Here is a 14,323-nt window from a genome sequence, read left to right on the forward strand (position 1 = left end):
GAAACGAAGACCGGGGCGCCGCGAGATCTCGCGGCGCCCCACAAGCATGGAAAAGCCGGGCCGGACGGTGCCGTGGCTGCGACCACCGTCCGGCCCGGAGCATGCCGGGCAGGTGTGTCAGGCCGCCTGCTCGTGCTCGCGGGCGCCCTCGATGCCGTACGTCTCCCACGCGGGGAAGTCGTCGTCGGCGGGACGGCCTCGCCCGGCGCCGGCAGGCAGGCTTCCAGCGCCGCGTGCAGGGCGTCGACGCGCAGGCCGGTGCCGAGGAAGACGAGTTCCTGGCCCTGCGTGGTCTCCGGGTCGCGGGCGCCGGACGGTTCGAACCGGGCGACGGCGCCGGCCTGGGACCACAGGCCCGTCACCCGGGGCCGGCCGGCCGGAAGAATCCCTTGGAGCGCAGGACCCGCCCGAAGGCGCCGCTGTCCAGGCCCTCGGTGACGAAGGCCCACAGACGCCCGGGAGGGAAGGGCAGGCCGGCACGGAACACGAGCGAGGAGATGCCGTACTGCTCGGTCTCCGGTACGTGGTCGCCGTTGAGCTCCTTCACCCGGCCGGGGGCCTGCTGCGCCCGCTCGGCGTCGAACAGACCGGTCCCCAGGACGTGTTCGAGGGGTACCCGTCCGCGGACGGCCGGGACGATCCGCGCCTCCGGGCTGAGCCGGGACAGCGTCGCGCGCAGCCGGCGCGCCTCCTCCGGGCCGACCAGGTCGAGCTTGTTGAGGACGATGACGTCCGCGAACTCGACCTGATCCCTCAGGAGATCGCTCACCGTGCGTTCGTCGTCCTCGTACTGATCCAGGCCGCGGGTCACGAGTTCGTCGCCGCCGTCGAGCTCCGGCAGGAAGCCCGCGGCGTCCACGACGGTCACCATCGTGTCCAGGCGGGCGAGGTCGCCGAGGGGCGCCCCGTCGTCGCGGGGGAAGGAGAACGTCGCGGCCACGGGCATCGGCTCGGAGATGCCGCTCGACTCGACGAGCAGACAGCCGAGGCGTCCTTCCCGGGCGAGCCGGTCGACCTCCTCCGGCAGGTCGTCGCGCAAGGTGCAGCAGATGCACCCGTTGGTCATCTCGACCAGACGCTCCTGGGTGCGGGACAGGGCCGCCTCACCGCCGCGCACGAGCGCGGCGTCGATGTTGACCTCGCTCGTGTCGTTGACGATGACCGCGACCCGCAGTCCTTCGCGGTTGCGGAGCACGTGGTTGAGCAGGGTGGTCTTCCCGGCCCCGAGAAACCCGGACAACACGGTCACGGGAAGCCGGTCGGCGGGCGTCATGAGCGCTCGGCCCTCCGGCTGGACGAGGCCGTGCTCGTACGCCTTCACCAGACGCTGCGGGACCCGGGGGGACGACGCCGTCCATATGGTCCCGTAGGGCTGACGAGGGTGATCCGACCGACGGGGCCGACTCGTGCGGCCCGGCGAAAGTTCGGTGTCGGTGACCGAGGCGGCACCCGGAGCGTCGCCGATGCGGTCGACGTCGAGGTGCGGGCCGGTCGGCCGCCGATGGGCGGGCGCCGGTCGGCCGCCCCGGAGGGCGACGGAGAGGCTGACGCCTCGACTTCTCGGATGTCCGCGTGCGGCCCTCGGGTCCCCTCGCGGCCCCGCAGGTCCACACGCGGACGTGGACGACCCTAAACGCTCATGGCATCCATTTTCAATGGATGGCTATGCCGCTGCCGGCCGGTGGGCCGAAAGTGCCGTCAAGCCCGCCTTCACCAGGAGGACTTGGTCACTCCCGGAAGGAAGCCGGCGTGTGCCTGTCGGCGCGCCCGCACGCGGGAGAGGCCGAACTTGCGCAGGTAGCCGCGGGGGCGGCCGTCCGTGCTGTCGCGGTTGCGTACGCGCGTGGCGCTGGCGTCGCGCGGCTGTCGGCGCAACTCCGCCAGGGCGGCGTCCCGTTCGGCCCCCGTGGAGGACGGGCGGCGGATGATCTCCTTGAGTTCGGCTCGCCGGACGGCGTACCGCTCGACGGTCCGCTTGCGCTTCTCGTTCTTCGCGATCTTGCTTCGCTTCGCCATCAGACCTTCCCCCCTCGGGCACGGATGCGCGCCACGGCGGCTTCGACGCCGATCGCGTCCACCGTCCTGATCGCCTTGGCGCTCAGGGTGAGCCGGACGTGCCGTCCCTCGCTGGGCAGCCAGTAGCGCTTGCGCTGGACGTTCGGGTCGAAACGGCGTGAGGTGCGCCGGTGGGAGTGGGAGATCGCGTTGCCGAAGCCCGGCTTGGCGCCGGTCAGTTGGCAGTGAGCTGACATGGGTGGTGCCGCCTTTCCTGCTGGCTGGGGTGAGGGGCCCACTGTAGCGGTATCGGAAATGAAAATCGTTCCCATATACTCGCGGCATGGCACGCAACGAGATCCGCCCGGTCGTCAAGCTCCGCTCCACGGCGGGCACCGGGTTCACGTACGTCACGCGCAAGAACCGCCGCAACGACCCCGACCGCCTCGTGCTGCGCAAGTACGACCCCGTCGTCGGCCGACACGTCGACTTCCGCGAGGAGCGCTGACCACTCCGCCCGACTCCGCACCCCCGCCAGACCCCCGACCATCGAAAGGTCCCGCCATGAAGCCCGGAATCCACCCCGCCTACGAGCCCGTCGTCTTCCGCGACTCCGCCTCCGGCACCGCTTTTCTCACCCGGTCGACGATGACCGGCGACAAGACCGTCGAGTGGGAGGACGGCAACACCTACCCGGTCGTCGACGTGGAGATCTCCTCCGCGAGCCACCCCTTCTACACGGGTACGGCGCGCGTCCTCGACACCGCCGGTCGCGTCGAGAAGTTCCAGCGCCGCTACGGAGCCCGTTGATGGACCAGGGACACCGGATGCCCGTCGTGATCGTCGCCGGACTGCACGCCGAGGCGCGAAAGGAGGTCGTCGACAGCCTCCTGCGGACCGTTCCGGGCAGCGTCGCGCTGCACCACGACCTCGCCGGAGCGCCCGACGGCACGGTGCTGCGTCTCGTCCGCGACGCCTCGGGCCCCGTCTCCTCCGGCGAGGCGCCCCTGGTCGACGACTGCGCCTGCTGCGCGCTGCGCGAGGACCTCGTCCCGGAGCTGGCACGGATGGCGGACGGCGGTCCGACCCGCCTCGCCGTGGTCGAGTTGTGGGACTCGGTCGAACCGAAGACCATGGCGGAGGTCATCGCCGCACACGGCGGAGACCGCCTCGCCGTGACGAACGTGATCACCGCCGTGGACCCGGCGCTCGTCCTGCCGTACCTCGGCAACGGCGACGACCTGGCCGAAGCCGGCCTCGCGGCCGCCCCCACCGACCGGCGGACCGTCGGCGACACCTGGGCCCGGCAGCTGGAGTACGCACCCGTCCTCGCCGTCGTCGACAGCGGAGAGGCCGACGACGAGGACCGCGCGCTCCTCGCTCAGCTGCACCCCACCGCGCGCCGGGTGGCGGCGCCTTCCGGCGAACTCGTCGAAGCCGCGTTCGCCGGCTTCGACGTCGAGGCCGCCGCGGCCGCCCAGCACCCCGCGTGCGCGCTGCTGCCCCAGGACGCCGACGAGGCCGGCGTCACCACCTTCGTCTGGCGCCGCCACCGGCCGTTCCATCCGGAACGGCTGTACGAGGCGCTCGAGGACCTGTGCTGCGCGGCGGCCCGCAGCCGAGGCCGCTTCTGGCTGGCCGACCGTCCCGACACGCTCCTCGCCTGGGACGCCGCAGGCGGAGCGCTGTGCGTGGAGAGCGCCGGCCCCTGGCTGGCGTCACTGCCCGACGCCGCCTGGGAGATGGTCCCGCCCGTGCGCCGCGCGGCCGCCGCGCTCGACTGGCACCCCGAGCACGGCGACCGCTGCCAGCACCTCGTCTTCACCTCGCCCGGTCTCGACCGGGGCGGGCTCGAACGACTCCTCGACTCCTGCCTGCTGACGGACGACGAGTACCGGGCGGGACGCGAGGCGTGGACGCGCCTGCCCGCCGCCTTCGACTCCCTCCTCGACGCCGCCTGACCTCGTACGACCCCACCGAAACGCTCGACCGAAGGAGCCGCGACATGGCCCGACGCCCCGACCCCCGCAAGCCCGTGAAGCCCCGCCCCAACCCGCTCGACGCGGCCGGAATCACGTACATCGACTACAAGGACACCGACCTGCTGCGGAGGTTCATCTCCGACCGGGGCAAGATCCGCAGCCGCCGCGTCACCCGCGTGACCGCCCGGCAGCAGCGGGCCCTCGCCACCGCGATCAAGAACGCCCGGGAGGCGGCCCTGCTGCCGTACGCCGGTCGCTGACCGTCGTCCGCTCGATGCCGTTGCGGCGTTCGTGGTTCTCGCCGTCCGCAGCCGGGGCGGGCCGGCCCGCCCCGGCTGCCGACGGGTCGCGGTCGGCCGCACGCTTCGACGGCCCGGGCGGCCCGTGAGCGCGCCCGGGTGAGGGCGGCGAGCCGGGCGGCGAGTCGCCGGTCGCTGGGGCCTTCTTTCCCTCCGGATTGCCTGCATGGTGAGGTCTTGCCGCAGTCTTGGCGGCGCTTTGGCGGCGCCTTGGCGGGACCCATCCTTCCTCGCACTAGCGTTCCCGCCATGCCGTCATACCCCCCACGCCCCGGCGCGCTTCAGGTCCTGCCGTACCGCAGACCCACCCGCGGTCGGGACTACTGGCTCCTGGACGACGTCCTGCCCGACCCCGACGCCGTACGGGCCCGCATGCTCGAACGGGACGACTGGGTGGAGGGCTACCCCCACAAGCCCGAGCCGTGGCCGGGACTGCGCACGATGCCCGGCCTCGAACCGGCGGAGCTCGCGCACGTGGAGAAGCTGGTGCGCAGGACCGTCGGGGTCCCGAGGCTCTGGACCGTGGACCCCGCCGGCGGCGGCACCTTCAACCACAACTGCGTCCAGGTCGTCGGCGAGGGCGAATGCGCACCGCGCCCGCACACCGACTCCCGCAGCCTGTGCCGCTACGCGGCGGTGCTCTATCTCAGCCCGGACCTGCCCGAGGACTGCGGCACCAGCTTCTACCGCCAGAACCTGCCCGGCGGTGTGCTCGGCGGGAACCAGGTGCTCGCCCCGCACGACAATCTGGTCGACGCGCTGGGCACTCGCTTCGTGCCGGAGGACTCCTTCACCGAGGACCTGCGCGTCCCGCCCCGCTACAACCGCCTGCTGCTGTACGCGGCCAACCTCATCCACACCGCGACGGCTTACACCGGCACCACCCTGGAGGACAAGCGGATGACAGCCGTCTTCTTCTGGATGGCCTAGCCGGCGCCGGGCGGGAACGGCCGGGAACGCGGTGGCCGTTCCCGGCCCACCGGCGAACCGTCCGTGTCGGGGTCCGGAGGTCTTCGTCGGAGTCGTGCGCTGTTCGCGGTCACCATTCGGGATGGACATCGTGACTGTCGTGGCGGGAGCCGGCCGCGGTGATCCACGGCCTGAAACGGCCGGGTCCGGAATCCTCGTACGCGTAGGTCACCGGTTCCTCCGTCTCGTCGGTGACGATGACGGCTCCCGCCTTCTGCGCGCAGCGCAGGGCGTGCGTCCAGTGCCGGCCGCGGTGGTCGGTGCGGTAGTCGGGGATCTTGCATTGAGCCATCGCTCTCACCGCCATGTCCTGACGTCGCCTGCCCGCCCGTGAGGAACGGGTGGACGTTCGACCGATGCCGAACATGCGGAAATACCCCATTTGCGCATTTCTGAACATCTCGATTCCGGGGCGGCGCGACAGGCGCCGACCCCGGGCGCGGGTCCGCTCCCGACGCCCCGCCGGTCACGTTCGTCGAGTGCGCGATCCTTCCCGCGATCCTGCGGGCCCGGGAGGCGGGCCGCCTCGACGCCTGCGTACTGGGCGGCGGGGCACCCCCTGGGCGGCACGGGCGTGCGCCGGGAGATCGAGGACGAGGCCTTCCGGTGCCCTCCGGCCCTGCTCCTGATCGGCCGACCGCGGGACGGCCGGTCGGCCGCCTGGAGCCGCGCCGGCGCCGCGATCGCCCTGTCGGTGGGGTCGATGGGGTCCGCCGCAGCCCTCGACTCGCTGCCGCGCGCCACGCCGGACAGGCCCCTGCGCCCGGCCGCGCGCGCCGACGGCTCGCGCCACACGGCCGGAGCGGCGGGCGCCCCCGACCCCGTCCGCGCGACCCGGGCGGCTCACGAGCCATGACCTCAGAGGGTCCCCGCACGCCGCAGCACAATATTCGTCCGTTTCATCCGTTTATGCGTAATTTATGGGTAGGCGGTGGGTGAACTTCTCTCGGAGGTCATCATGGCGTCAACTCATCGCGCACCGATCGAAGAACACCCCGACCTGATGGAACTGCGCGCCCGGCACGACAGGGCCGCCGCCACCCCACGAGCCCAGATGATCGAGGCCCTCGCCCTGATCACCGGCCTCTTCCTCGCCGCGTCCCCCTGGATAGTGGGCTTCAACGGCTTCACCACCCTGGCCGTCACCAACCTCATCGCCGGACTCGCCTACATGCTGCTCCTCGGCGGCCTCGGCACCTCCTACGAACGCACCCACTCCATGGCCTGGGCCGCCGCCGTCATCGGCATCTGGACCTGCGTCGCCCCGTGGGTCGTCGCGGGCGACGTCGCCCACACCCGCTCCATCACCAGCAACCTCATCACGGGAGCCATCGCCACCCTCCTGGCCCTCGCCGCCGCGTCCGCGGCCCGCGACCGCGCCGACACCCGGGGCGGCTCCCGCGACCGACGCCACCCCATGGCAGGAGACCACTGATTCCTGACGGGAGCCCGGACCCGGCCCGTCACCGACGCCGGGTCCGGACCCGTGTCCCTCCGCAAGCTCCTGTCGAACGCGTCCACGGCGTCCGGGGCTGTGACGCCGGGGCGCTCCGGTGCCGTACGGGGTCGAGTCGGCAGACGGCGAGGGCGGAGGGCAGACCGGCGGTCATGACGCATGACGTGGGCCTGCACCACCGCGTGGAGGAGCGGCCGGTGCCGAGCCGCTGCGAACAGCGGCGTGCGGTGCAGGAACCACAGGCCGTCGGCGTCGAGGGGGCGGCGCCGCAGCGCTTGAGCCGACCGCCGTTCGGTACCTGGCGAAGCCCGGGGGCGCGCCCACCGCGATCGACCGGCGGTCCTCGCGGCCGGGACCGGCTGCCTCCTTCGCCCCTCGCTACACCACGGCCCGCGTTGCCCCGCTGCCCGCACGCGGTGGGACGGGTCCGTGGTCTGCCCGCACGACGACTTCCCGGTACGTACTGCGCCACGCTCCACCTCCTGCTTCCCTCCCGCACAGCATCGGGTCGCCTGCGTACCGCCCGGCTCGCGGCGCGGCGCCCAGGCGGGCTTCGCCGTCGTACGAAGATCCCTGCGGCGGGGACACACCTCCCGCGAGGGTGCTCGCACGTGGAAAGCCGTTCGACATGGTCGATTCCCACCCCAGGAGGTCCACCTGGCAGGAGGGGGAGATCGCGCTGCTCCGCTTGGGGGGTGCGGGCGTGGGCAGTCGCCCCTCTGTCGATCGCCTGTCCGGTCGGGTCGCAACGGTGCTCGGCCGGTGCACAGGTGGGCAAGGGATCGGTGGGCAAGATGATGACTCCTCCGGCTGTCGCCCGAGCGCACGGCTGGTTCCACCTCGTGAGCGGCATGTGGCCTCTGATCCACAGACGCAGCTTCGAGGGGATCACCGGCCCGAAGGCCGACGTGTGGCTGCTGCAGACCGTCTCCGGGCTGCTCGTCGCCATCGGATGGGCTCAAATCCGCGGAGCCGGAACGGCAGCGGGAACGGCGGGCGCACGCCGGCTGGGCACCGGCACGGCCGTCACCCTGCTCATGGTGGACGTCGGGTACGCCACCTCCGGCCGCATCCGGCGGGTCTATCTCCTTGACGCCGCCTTCCAGGCGCTCTGGCTGAACGCCTGGTTCCGCAGCAGCCCGCAGTGGTCGTCCGCACCCGGCCCCGACGGGAGCGCTCGCCTCTCCCCGATCTGAGGTGCCCTTCGCCCCGGCATGGCCCACTCGGGTCCGCGCCGTCCGGCGGCTTCCGCCCGGTCCGCGCCCTCTTACGGCTGACCGACGACCAGGTCCTGGAGAACGCCACCGGTGCCGGAGCGTCGCCGCAGACCTGGCCGCGCAAGGAACTGCTGGTGGACCTGCTCCACAAGACGGTGTACGCCCCCGTCCCACAGGAACCGCCGCTGAGTAGGCCCTGTGGCGGCGGGCGCGCCACGCACGGTGAGGCCCTTGTCGACGGCCGCGCCGAGGATGAACGCGGGCCGGCCTTGGGGCAGGCAGGCCGTGACCAGCCGGCGGTCAGGTTCTTCCCCGCCAGGTCGGTGTCGGGGGACCGACGCAGCGGCGGCGCACTCACGCTCACGTTCACATTCACGAGAAGCATGCGATACGCCCGCTTCACCTCTGCCTCCCGGGCGAGTCGGGTCGTACCGTCGCACGGGCCCACGCACGCCCGCCGTACGGATGATCGTCGCCGCGCGAAGGGTGGAGATCCGCAGGTCAGCGCCTCTGCGATGCCTCCCCGGTTTCCAGGCATGCGTGTCCTGGCGGGTGTCGACGGTGGCCTGCGCCTACGGTGACCCTGCCCAAGCGCGTTTCTCTACGCCCCTCGCCGGAGTCCCCATGGTCACCTCCACGGAGCCGCCCACCCTCGTGTCCGTCCGGAAGAGGCGCAGGGGAGGCATCGTCGTGGACTGGCTGACGACGACGGACCACAAGAAGATCGGGCATCTCTACCTGATCACGTCGTTCGTCTTCTTCCTGCTCGGTGGAATGCTCGCCCTGGTGATCCGCGCGGAACTGGCGCGGCCGGGTCTGCAGCTCGTCTCTCCCGAGCAGTACAACCAGGCGTTCACCCTCCACGGCACGGTGATGCTGCTGCTGTTCGCCACCCCCACTTTCGCCGGCTTCGCCAACGCGATCATGCCGTTGCAGATCGGCTCGCCCGACGTCGCCTTCCCGCGGCTGAACATGCTGTCGTACTGGCTGTTCCTCTTCGGCGGGCTGATCGCCTTCTGCGGCATCTTCACCAGCCAGGGCACCGCGGACTTCGGATGGACCGCCTACACGCCGCTCAGCGGCGGAGAACGCACCCCGTACGTCGGCGGCGACATGTGGATCATGGGGCTCGCGCTCGGCGGCTTCGGGACGATCCTCGGTGCGGTCAACTTCATCACCACGATCATCTGCATGCGCGCCCCGGGCATGACGATGTTCCGGATGCCGATCTTCACCTGGAACGTGCTGCTGACCTCGGTGCTCGTGCTGTTCGCGTTCCCCGTCCTGGCGGCGGCGCTGTTCGCGCTCGAGGCGGACCGGCAGTTCGGCGCGCACGTCTACGACCCGGCCAACGGCGGAGCCCTGCTGTGGCAGCACCTGTTCTGGTTCTTCGGGCATCCCGAGGTCTACATCATCGCGCTGCCCTTCTTCGGCATCGTCACGGAGATCCTGCCGGTCTTCTCCCGCAAGCCGATCTTCGGCTACGTGGGGCTCATCGGCGCCACGATCGCCATCGCAGGCCTGTCGGTGACGGTGTGGGCGCACCACATGTTCGCCACCGGTGCGGTCCTGCTGCCGTTCTTCTCCTTCATGACCTTCCTGATCGCGGTCCCCACGGGGGTGAAGTTCTTCAACTGGATCGGCACGATGTGGAACGGGTCGCTCTCGTTCGAGACTCCGATGCTGTGGTCCATCGGATTCCTCGTCACCTTCCTGTTCGGCGGTCTGACCGGGATCATCCTGGCCTCGCCGCCCATGGACTTCCACGTGACCGACAGCTATTTCGTCGTCGCCCACTTCCACTACGTGGTCTTCGGGACGGTCGTCTTCGCGATGTTCGCCGGTTTCTACTTCTGGTGGCCCAAGATGACCGGGACCATGCTCGACGAAAGGCTCGGCAAGATCCATTTCTGGACGCTCTTCGTCGGTTTCCACACCACGTTCCTCGTCCAGCACTGGCTCGGGGCCGAGGGAATGCCCCGCCGCTACGCCGACTACCTGCAGGCCGACGGATTCACGACGCTGAACACCGTCTCCTCCATCGGCGCGTTCCTGCTGGGCATGTCGACCCTGCCGTTCTTCTACAACGTCTGGAAGACGGCCAAGACCGCCCCGCGGGTCACCGTGGACGACCCGTGGGGCTTCGGCCGCTCCCTGGAATGGGCGACCTCCTGCCCGCCGCCCCGCCACAACTTCCCCGCCATTCCGCGCATCCGCTCCGAATCCCCGGCCTTCGACCTCAACTTCCCCAGCCTCGCGGCCCTCGACTACGACCGGACGCACAAGCGGGACGTCATCGACGACCCCGGCGCCAGACAGAGCCCTCGGCACGGCGGTGAAGCATGACCACGCCCGATTGTCGGGAACCGCGGGGCATAGGCTCCGTGGGCGACGGGGGCGGTGGCTCTCCATGGCTTTCCGGGGGTCGTGAGCGCGGCCCGCACGCCCTCGCCACGGAGGTGACCGCAGGCATCGCCCGGCTGGAGGGCTACCTGCTCGCACAGCACGCCAGGACCGAGGCCGCCGCGGCGGGCATTGCCCTCGCCCGCCGGTTCCCCTGGCTCGGGCCCCGAGAGAAGAGGGAAGCAGCCCGCCTGTCTGAGCGGCGCCCCGGCGGTCGAGCTGGTGGTCGCCCTGGCGGTCGCGGGGCGCGGTGCCGAGGAGACCGTAACGGACCAAGTGGCATGTTCCGGGTCCAGGCTGCCGTGCCGGTCGCCGGGGCGAAGACGACCCGCCTCTGTTCACCGGGCCGGGTCGGGTGGCGGAGGGGGGACCGCCAGGCGGCGGATGGCGACGACGGCCGCGTCGTCGTCGAGGTGTCCGTGGACGTGGGCCAGCAGGTCGGTCTCGAGATGGTCGAGGAGTTCGTCGGGGTCGTCCGTGGTCCACTGCGGCGCCCGTTCGGTGAACGGGTAGAAGTGGCCGTCGGTGTCGCGTGCCTCGATGACGCCGTCGGTGTAGAGGAGCAGCAGGTCGCCGGCTTCGAAGGGGAAGGTCTGGACGGTGTAGTCGGCGATGCCGAAAGTCCCGCCGAGTCCGATGGGGAGGTGGCTCGCCTCCGCCACGAGCGGGATGAGCCGGTTTCCGCGGAGGATGAGCGGCGGTGGGTGTCCGCAGCTGATGAGGTGGACCACCGGGTCGTGGTCGGGGATGTCGACCAGCGCGGCGGTGGCGAAGTCCTCGGTGGCCTCCTGACCCGTCGGTGATCGCCATTGGCAGGCGTCCCAGCGGAACGCGGCGTCCAGGTGGACGGCGAGGCGGGGCAGGGTGGCCTGCCGGTGGGCGGCGGCCCGGAAGGCGCCGAGCAACAGGGCGGTGTTGCCGATGGCGCCCAGGCCGCTGCCGCGCACGTCGCCGATGAGGAACCGGGTGCTGTGGTGGGCGGTGCGGGCGGCCGCGTACAGGTCTCCGCCCAGCTCGGCCTCCTCCTCGGCGGGGATGTAGAGGCCGGCGATCCGCAGCGGGCCGGCGCGCGGGGGCAGTGGCCGCAGCAGCACGCTCTGGGCTGCCTCGGCCACCGAGCGCACCCGGTGCAGCTGCCGCTCGTGCCGGTCCCGCACCAGGCAGACGGTGACACAGACGGCCGAGACGACGACCAGGGCGGCGATCTGGGCCTGGACGTTGGCGGTGTCCGAGACCCCTCTGAGTGCGCCGATCAGCACCTGGGCCGCTACCGCGAGAGCCCCCATGACCGCCGTCATGCGGGCGCCGGCGAACGCCACCGTGATCGCGGGCGCCGCCACGAGCAGGGGGCCGAGGTGGATGCGCGGCGGCGACAGCACGTCCACCACACAGACCGTGACGATCAGCACCAGCGGGATCACCAGCAGCGCGGGGGCGTGACCCGGCTCCCAGGAACGCCGGGCGTCCCACCATGCTCGAAGGGGCATATCCCAAGCCTTCCACCTGCCTGCGCAAAGCGGGATGCGCCGCTCCGGGTGCCGGGACCCGTCGCCGTGCGAGACCGGACAGGAACCCGAGGAGGGCCCGATCACCTGGCCCGGCGGCTGAAGCCCCGACCGCTGACGGGCGAGCCGGCCGAATCAGTCTTTCCGGGTCAGCCCGCGTCCGGGGCGTCGATGATGTGGCCGTCCTTGTCGAGCGTGTGGGTGTCCCAGTACACGTCCCACTTGTCGCCGACCTGCTGCGGCACCTTGCCCTGCGGGTACCGCACGAAACCGGCCGGGGGCTCCTGGTCATCCGAGACACAGGCGGACCCGGTACCGCCCACGGACATGACGGGGTACTCGCCGCTGCTGCAGACGTCCTCCTCGTACTCGAAGCCGGCGCATCCGGTGAGGGCCACGGCTGCGGCCGCGCTCGCGAGAACAGCAGCCATGAGGCGGGCCTTTCGGCGACGCGTGGCAGTGGCGGAGGGACTCGTCTTTCGGGGCGTGTGCACGGCGGTCTCCATTTCGTTCGGTCTGGCACAACTCTCTCCACCGGAGGGCCGCCGTGCCGTGAGTACGCGTACTCAAAGGCGGGCGGCTGGATGCTCAACCGGCCGCAGCCCAAGGAGATGCGTCACCGTTGCCGGTACCCGGTACGCCGAGCGGCTGCGGGCCTTGTCAGCGGGCCGGGTGGCCGTGAGGCGGGGTGCCGGGGACGTCGCCGGCCGTGCTGGTTGGTGTCGCGGCGCCGGACGTTGCCGGACCTGATCCCCATGCCCCCACGTGCCGTCCGCCTACCGCCTTCGACGACGATCGTGAACCGTCTTCCAAGTGCCGAAGCGGGACGGCAGGCCCCGCGAGGGGAGACCGGTCCGCTGCCGGAACAGAGTTCCGTTGATCACACGACGGTGGCATTGCCGGCGTCCCCCCGCCCGCGATTCGTAGGCAAGGGCGGCTCCCGCCGAGCCCACTCTTCGTCCGAAAGATCTCCCTGCCCCACGCCCCCCAGAACGAGCCCCCAGTAAGAGCGTCGCACGACCCGTCGGACACGATTTAGTGCCGCATCAGGCAACCTTCGGCCCGCGAGTCGTTCCGATGCGGCAGGGTGGAAGACGACGCCGTGAGTTTCGATCTTGCGGTTCTGGCGATGGACGAATCGGCTGACGCCGCGGCGGCGCGTGCGATGTTCGACCGGTGCACCTCCGACCACCACGATGAGGGTGAGTCGGATGAGCGTGTGGTCGGGCTCTATGAGCGGCTGATCACGCTGCCCTGCTCCCTGTGGCTGGCATGATCGGTGCCGTCGAGCGTGAAGCAGCGCATGGCGGTGAACCGGGCCTCGATCCGGTTCAGCCATGATCTGTTGGCCGGGGTAGGAGCGCTCTCCACGTTGCGCACCCCGGCCCAGGCCGCCACCCGGCGGCACCGCTTGGTGGTCAGGTGCGGGGAGTAGTGGTCGCAGATGATCGCGATGCGCACATCCAGCCGGGTGAACGTTCTCGGCCGTCCGCCGGAGTATTTCGGGTGGAGCGAGTCGAAGCCCTCGGCGTCGGGGTGGTGGACCACGTCCCGTACCGGGCTGCCCGGAGACGACGGCTACGACCGAGTGCTCCTGCGGCAGGATCATCTGCGAACCCCTGCCCGGTGGAGTGACCGTGCGGGGGCATCTCGGTGCCGGTGCCGGTGCCGGGTGGAGCGCGAGGGCGCTTCGGATGCGGCTGGTGTGCACCCCGCACCGGGCGGGGTCAGTGAGCCTGGTCGATGTGGGCGTGTACGGTCTTGCCGCGCCCATCACCCTGCACGCTCAGTTCGCTGGTCAGGCGGGCGACGATGCCCCAGCCCCGGCCGCCTTCGCTGGTCGTGTCGGTCGCCCTCGGGCGGGGCGTTTCGGGACTGGAATCGCTGACGTCGATGTCGAGGCCGTCCGGCTCGAGCGACAGGTCCAGGGAACACACACCGCCGGCGTGCCGCACGGCGTTGCCGACCAGCTCGCTCACCACGAGAGCTGCGTCGTCCTCCACCGCCTGGTCCACCAGGCCGCCGGCGAGCAGCGCCTCCTGGACCAGACGGTGGACCTCCGCTCTGGCCCGGGCCGCCGCATACGGGCCGTGAATATCGCAGTGCCGCCTGATGGGGGCCGCCATGATCGATCCTCCTGCCCGCGCGGTCTCCGAAACGGCCCCTGCCCAACGCCGCCACCGGCCATGCACACGGTGTAGCTGTCTCCCCCGAAATGTGGCCCGTCCCGCCGACGTGCAGCTCCTGTCGGAGGACGCTCCACTCGGAAGCACGACAAGAGGGGTGATGCCCTTATTCACCCATTTGTATGCGAAAGGGGAATTCCTTCTGAGGTCGCGGCTGCTTCGGTGCACCCATGCGCCGCCGTGGGGAGCGGACCGGGAGCGAGACCAGCTGCCTTGTCCGTTGGTGAAAGCCGGGCGCATTCGTACGGGTGTGATCCGTGGTTTCGCGGAGGACGGGGCCCGTGGGACCTCCTGGCGAGGGGGTCCCACGC

General features: G+C 71.2%; 15 protein-coding genes and 3 pseudogenes. 9 read left to right on the forward strand and 9 right to left on the reverse strand.

The genetic code is table 11. The features are described 5' to 3' along the window. Window positions 1-117 precede the first annotated feature (117 nt). From ACFYUZ_RS23160 to rpmB, 3 genes and pseudogenes are all read right to left on the reverse strand, one after another. A pseudogene (locus tag ACFYUZ_RS23160) lies at window positions 118-1,273 on the reverse strand (GTP-binding protein). A gap of 437 nt (window positions 1,274-1,710) precedes the next feature. Further along, entirely contained in the window at window positions 1,711-2,016 is a 306-nt protein-coding gene (rpsN, locus tag ACFYUZ_RS23165; protein ID WP_389312117.1) for a 30S ribosomal protein S14, read from the reverse strand. Next, window positions 2,016-2,252 carry a 50S ribosomal protein L28 gene (gene rpmB, locus ACFYUZ_RS23170; protein ID WP_389312119.1) on the reverse strand — a complete coding sequence of 79 codons (237 nt, stop codon included), beginning with the start codon at window positions 2,250-2,252 and terminating at the stop codon, window positions 2,016-2,018. The genes rpsN and rpmB overlap by 1 nt, the downstream gene beginning before the upstream one ends. A gap of 86 nt (window positions 2,253-2,338) precedes the next feature. Between rpmB and rpmG the strand changes: the two genes are divergently transcribed. From rpmG to ACFYUZ_RS23195, 5 genes are all read left to right on the forward strand, one after another. Further along, window positions 2,339-2,503, forward strand: a complete 165-nt coding sequence (gene rpmG / locus ACFYUZ_RS23175) for a 50S ribosomal protein L33 (RefSeq protein ID WP_376630849.1) — start codon at window positions 2,339-2,341, stop codon at window positions 2,501-2,503. Window positions 2,504-2,559: 56 nt separating this feature from the next. Next, the gene (locus ACFYUZ_RS23180) at window positions 2,560-2,805 is read left to right on the forward strand and encodes a type B 50S ribosomal protein L31 (protein ID WP_376630847.1); all 246 of its coding nucleotides are present in this window, start codon (window positions 2,560-2,562) and stop codon (window positions 2,803-2,805) included. Next, window positions 2,805-3,956 (forward strand): CobW family GTP-binding protein, encoded by a 1,152-nt coding sequence (locus ACFYUZ_RS23185; protein WP_389312121.1) that lies wholly within the window; start codon window positions 2,805-2,807, stop codon window positions 3,954-3,956. Before ACFYUZ_RS23180 ends, ACFYUZ_RS23185 begins: the two co-directional genes overlap by 1 nt. A 44-nt stretch (window positions 3,957-4,000) precedes the next feature. After that, on the forward strand, window positions 4,001-4,237 hold the full coding sequence (rpsR, locus tag ACFYUZ_RS23190) for a 30S ribosomal protein S18 (protein WP_389312123.1): 237 nt from the start codon (window positions 4,001-4,003) through the stop codon (window positions 4,235-4,237). Window positions 4,238-4,525: 288 nt separating this feature from the next. Further along, entirely contained in the window at window positions 4,526-5,206 is a 681-nt protein-coding gene (locus tag ACFYUZ_RS23195) for a DUF6445 family protein (protein WP_389312125.1), read from the forward strand. A gap of 109 nt (window positions 5,207-5,315) precedes the next feature. Here the strand turns inward: ACFYUZ_RS23195 and ACFYUZ_RS23200 are convergent, their stop codons facing one another. Then, window positions 5,316-5,537, reverse strand: coding sequence for a hypothetical protein (locus ACFYUZ_RS23200; RefSeq protein ID WP_389312127.1), 222 nt, complete (start codon window positions 5,535-5,537; stop codon window positions 5,316-5,318). A 282-nt stretch (window positions 5,538-5,819) separates the two neighbouring features. On the opposite strand from ACFYUZ_RS23200, the gene ACFYUZ_RS23205 reads away from it, so the two are divergent. The 4 genes from ACFYUZ_RS23205 (at window position 5,820) to ctaD (ending at window position 10,264) form a co-directional block, all read left to right on the forward strand. Continuing rightward, entirely contained in the window at window positions 5,820-6,101 is a 282-nt protein-coding gene (locus tag ACFYUZ_RS23205) for a hypothetical protein (RefSeq protein ID WP_389312129.1), read from the forward strand. A 102-nt stretch (window positions 6,102-6,203) separates the two neighbouring features. Further along, window positions 6,204-6,680 (forward strand): SPW repeat protein, encoded by a 477-nt coding sequence (locus ACFYUZ_RS23210; RefSeq protein WP_389312130.1) that lies wholly within the window; start codon window positions 6,204-6,206, stop codon window positions 6,678-6,680. 872 nt (window positions 6,681-7,552) lie between these two features. Continuing rightward, a complete protein-coding gene (locus ACFYUZ_RS23215) occupies window positions 7,553-7,897 on the forward strand; it encodes a hypothetical protein (RefSeq protein ID WP_389312132.1) in 345 nt (114 codons plus the stop codon). Window positions 7,898-8,542: 645 nt separating this feature from the next. Then, window positions 8,543-10,264 carry a cytochrome c oxidase subunit I gene (ctaD, locus tag ACFYUZ_RS23220; protein WP_389312134.1) on the forward strand — a complete coding sequence of 574 codons (1,722 nt, stop codon included), beginning with the start codon at window positions 8,543-8,545 and terminating at the stop codon, window positions 10,262-10,264. Between the two features lie 395 nt (window positions 10,265-10,659). Here ctaD and ACFYUZ_RS23225 read toward each other — a convergent pair whose 3' ends face one another. From ACFYUZ_RS23225 to ACFYUZ_RS23245, 5 genes and pseudogenes are all read right to left on the reverse strand, one after another. Continuing rightward, on the reverse strand, window positions 10,660-11,808 hold the full coding sequence (locus ACFYUZ_RS23225; RefSeq protein WP_389312136.1) for a PP2C family protein-serine/threonine phosphatase: 1,149 nt from the start codon (window positions 11,806-11,808) through the stop codon (window positions 10,660-10,662). A 167-nt stretch (window positions 11,809-11,975) separates the two neighbouring features. Then, window positions 11,976-12,257 carry an SCO0607 family lipoprotein gene (locus ACFYUZ_RS23230; RefSeq protein ID WP_389312137.1) on the reverse strand — a complete coding sequence of 94 codons (282 nt, stop codon included), beginning with the start codon at window positions 12,255-12,257 and terminating at the stop codon, window positions 11,976-11,978. 348 nt (window positions 12,258-12,605) lie between these two features. Further along, window positions 12,606-12,808, reverse strand: a pseudogene (locus tag ACFYUZ_RS23235) (transposase); the annotation flags it as partial. Window positions 12,809-13,062: 254 nt separating this feature from the next. Then, a pseudogene (locus ACFYUZ_RS23240) lies at window positions 13,063-13,290 on the reverse strand (transposase); the annotation flags it as partial. A gap of 263 nt (window positions 13,291-13,553) precedes the next feature. Next, entirely contained in the window at window positions 13,554-13,952 is a 399-nt protein-coding gene (locus ACFYUZ_RS23245; protein WP_389312139.1) for an ATP-binding protein, read from the reverse strand. Window positions 13,953-14,323: the final 371 nt, after the last annotated feature.

This window comes from Streptomyces sp. NPDC004266, from assembly GCF_042874095.1.
GTDB lineage: Bacteria > Actinomycetota > Actinomycetes > Streptomycetales > Streptomycetaceae > Streptomyces.

Bases quoted from the DNA above. Each gene is read 5' to 3' on its own strand.
- ctaD (WP_389312134.1), top strand. From the start codon at position 8,543: ATGGTCACCTCCACGGAGCCGCCCACCCTCGTGTCCGTCCGGAAGAGG.
- rpmB (WP_389312119.1), bottom strand. From the start codon at position 2,252: ATGTCAGCTCACTGCCAACTGACCGGCGCCAAGCCGGGCTTCGGCAAC.
- ACFYUZ_RS23210 (WP_389312130.1), top strand. From the start codon at position 6,204: ATGGCGTCAACTCATCGCGCACCGATCGAAGAACACCCCGACCTGATG.
- ACFYUZ_RS23230 (WP_389312137.1), bottom strand. From the start codon at position 12,257: ATGGCTGCTGTTCTCGCGAGCGCGGCCGCAGCCGTGGCCCTCACCGGA.
- ACFYUZ_RS23215 (WP_389312132.1), top strand. From the start codon at position 7,553: ATGTGGCCTCTGATCCACAGACGCAGCTTCGAGGGGATCACCGGCCCG.
- rpsR (WP_389312123.1), top strand. From the start codon at position 4,001: ATGGCCCGACGCCCCGACCCCCGCAAGCCCGTGAAGCCCCGCCCCAAC.
- ACFYUZ_RS23200 (WP_389312127.1), bottom strand. From the start codon at position 5,537: ATGGCTCAATGCAAGATCCCCGACTACCGCACCGACCACCGCGGCCGG.
- rpmG (WP_376630849.1), top strand. From the start codon at position 2,339: ATGGCACGCAACGAGATCCGCCCGGTCGTCAAGCTCCGCTCCACGGCG.
- rpsN (WP_389312117.1), bottom strand. From the start codon at position 2,016: ATGGCGAAGCGAAGCAAGATCGCGAAGAACGAGAAGCGCAAGCGGACC.
- ACFYUZ_RS23185 (WP_389312121.1), top strand. From the start codon at position 2,805: ATGGACCAGGGACACCGGATGCCCGTCGTGATCGTCGCCGGACTGCAC.
- ACFYUZ_RS23180 (WP_376630847.1), top strand. From the start codon at position 2,560: ATGAAGCCCGGAATCCACCCCGCCTACGAGCCCGTCGTCTTCCGCGAC.
- ACFYUZ_RS23195 (WP_389312125.1), top strand. From the start codon at position 4,526: ATGCCGTCATACCCCCCACGCCCCGGCGCGCTTCAGGTCCTGCCGTAC.
- ACFYUZ_RS23245 (WP_389312139.1), bottom strand. From the start codon at position 13,952: ATGGCGGCCCCCATCAGGCGGCACTGCGATATTCACGGCCCGTATGCG.
- ACFYUZ_RS23225 (WP_389312136.1), bottom strand. From the start codon at position 11,808: ATGCCCCTTCGAGCATGGTGGGACGCCCGGCGTTCCTGGGAGCCGGGT.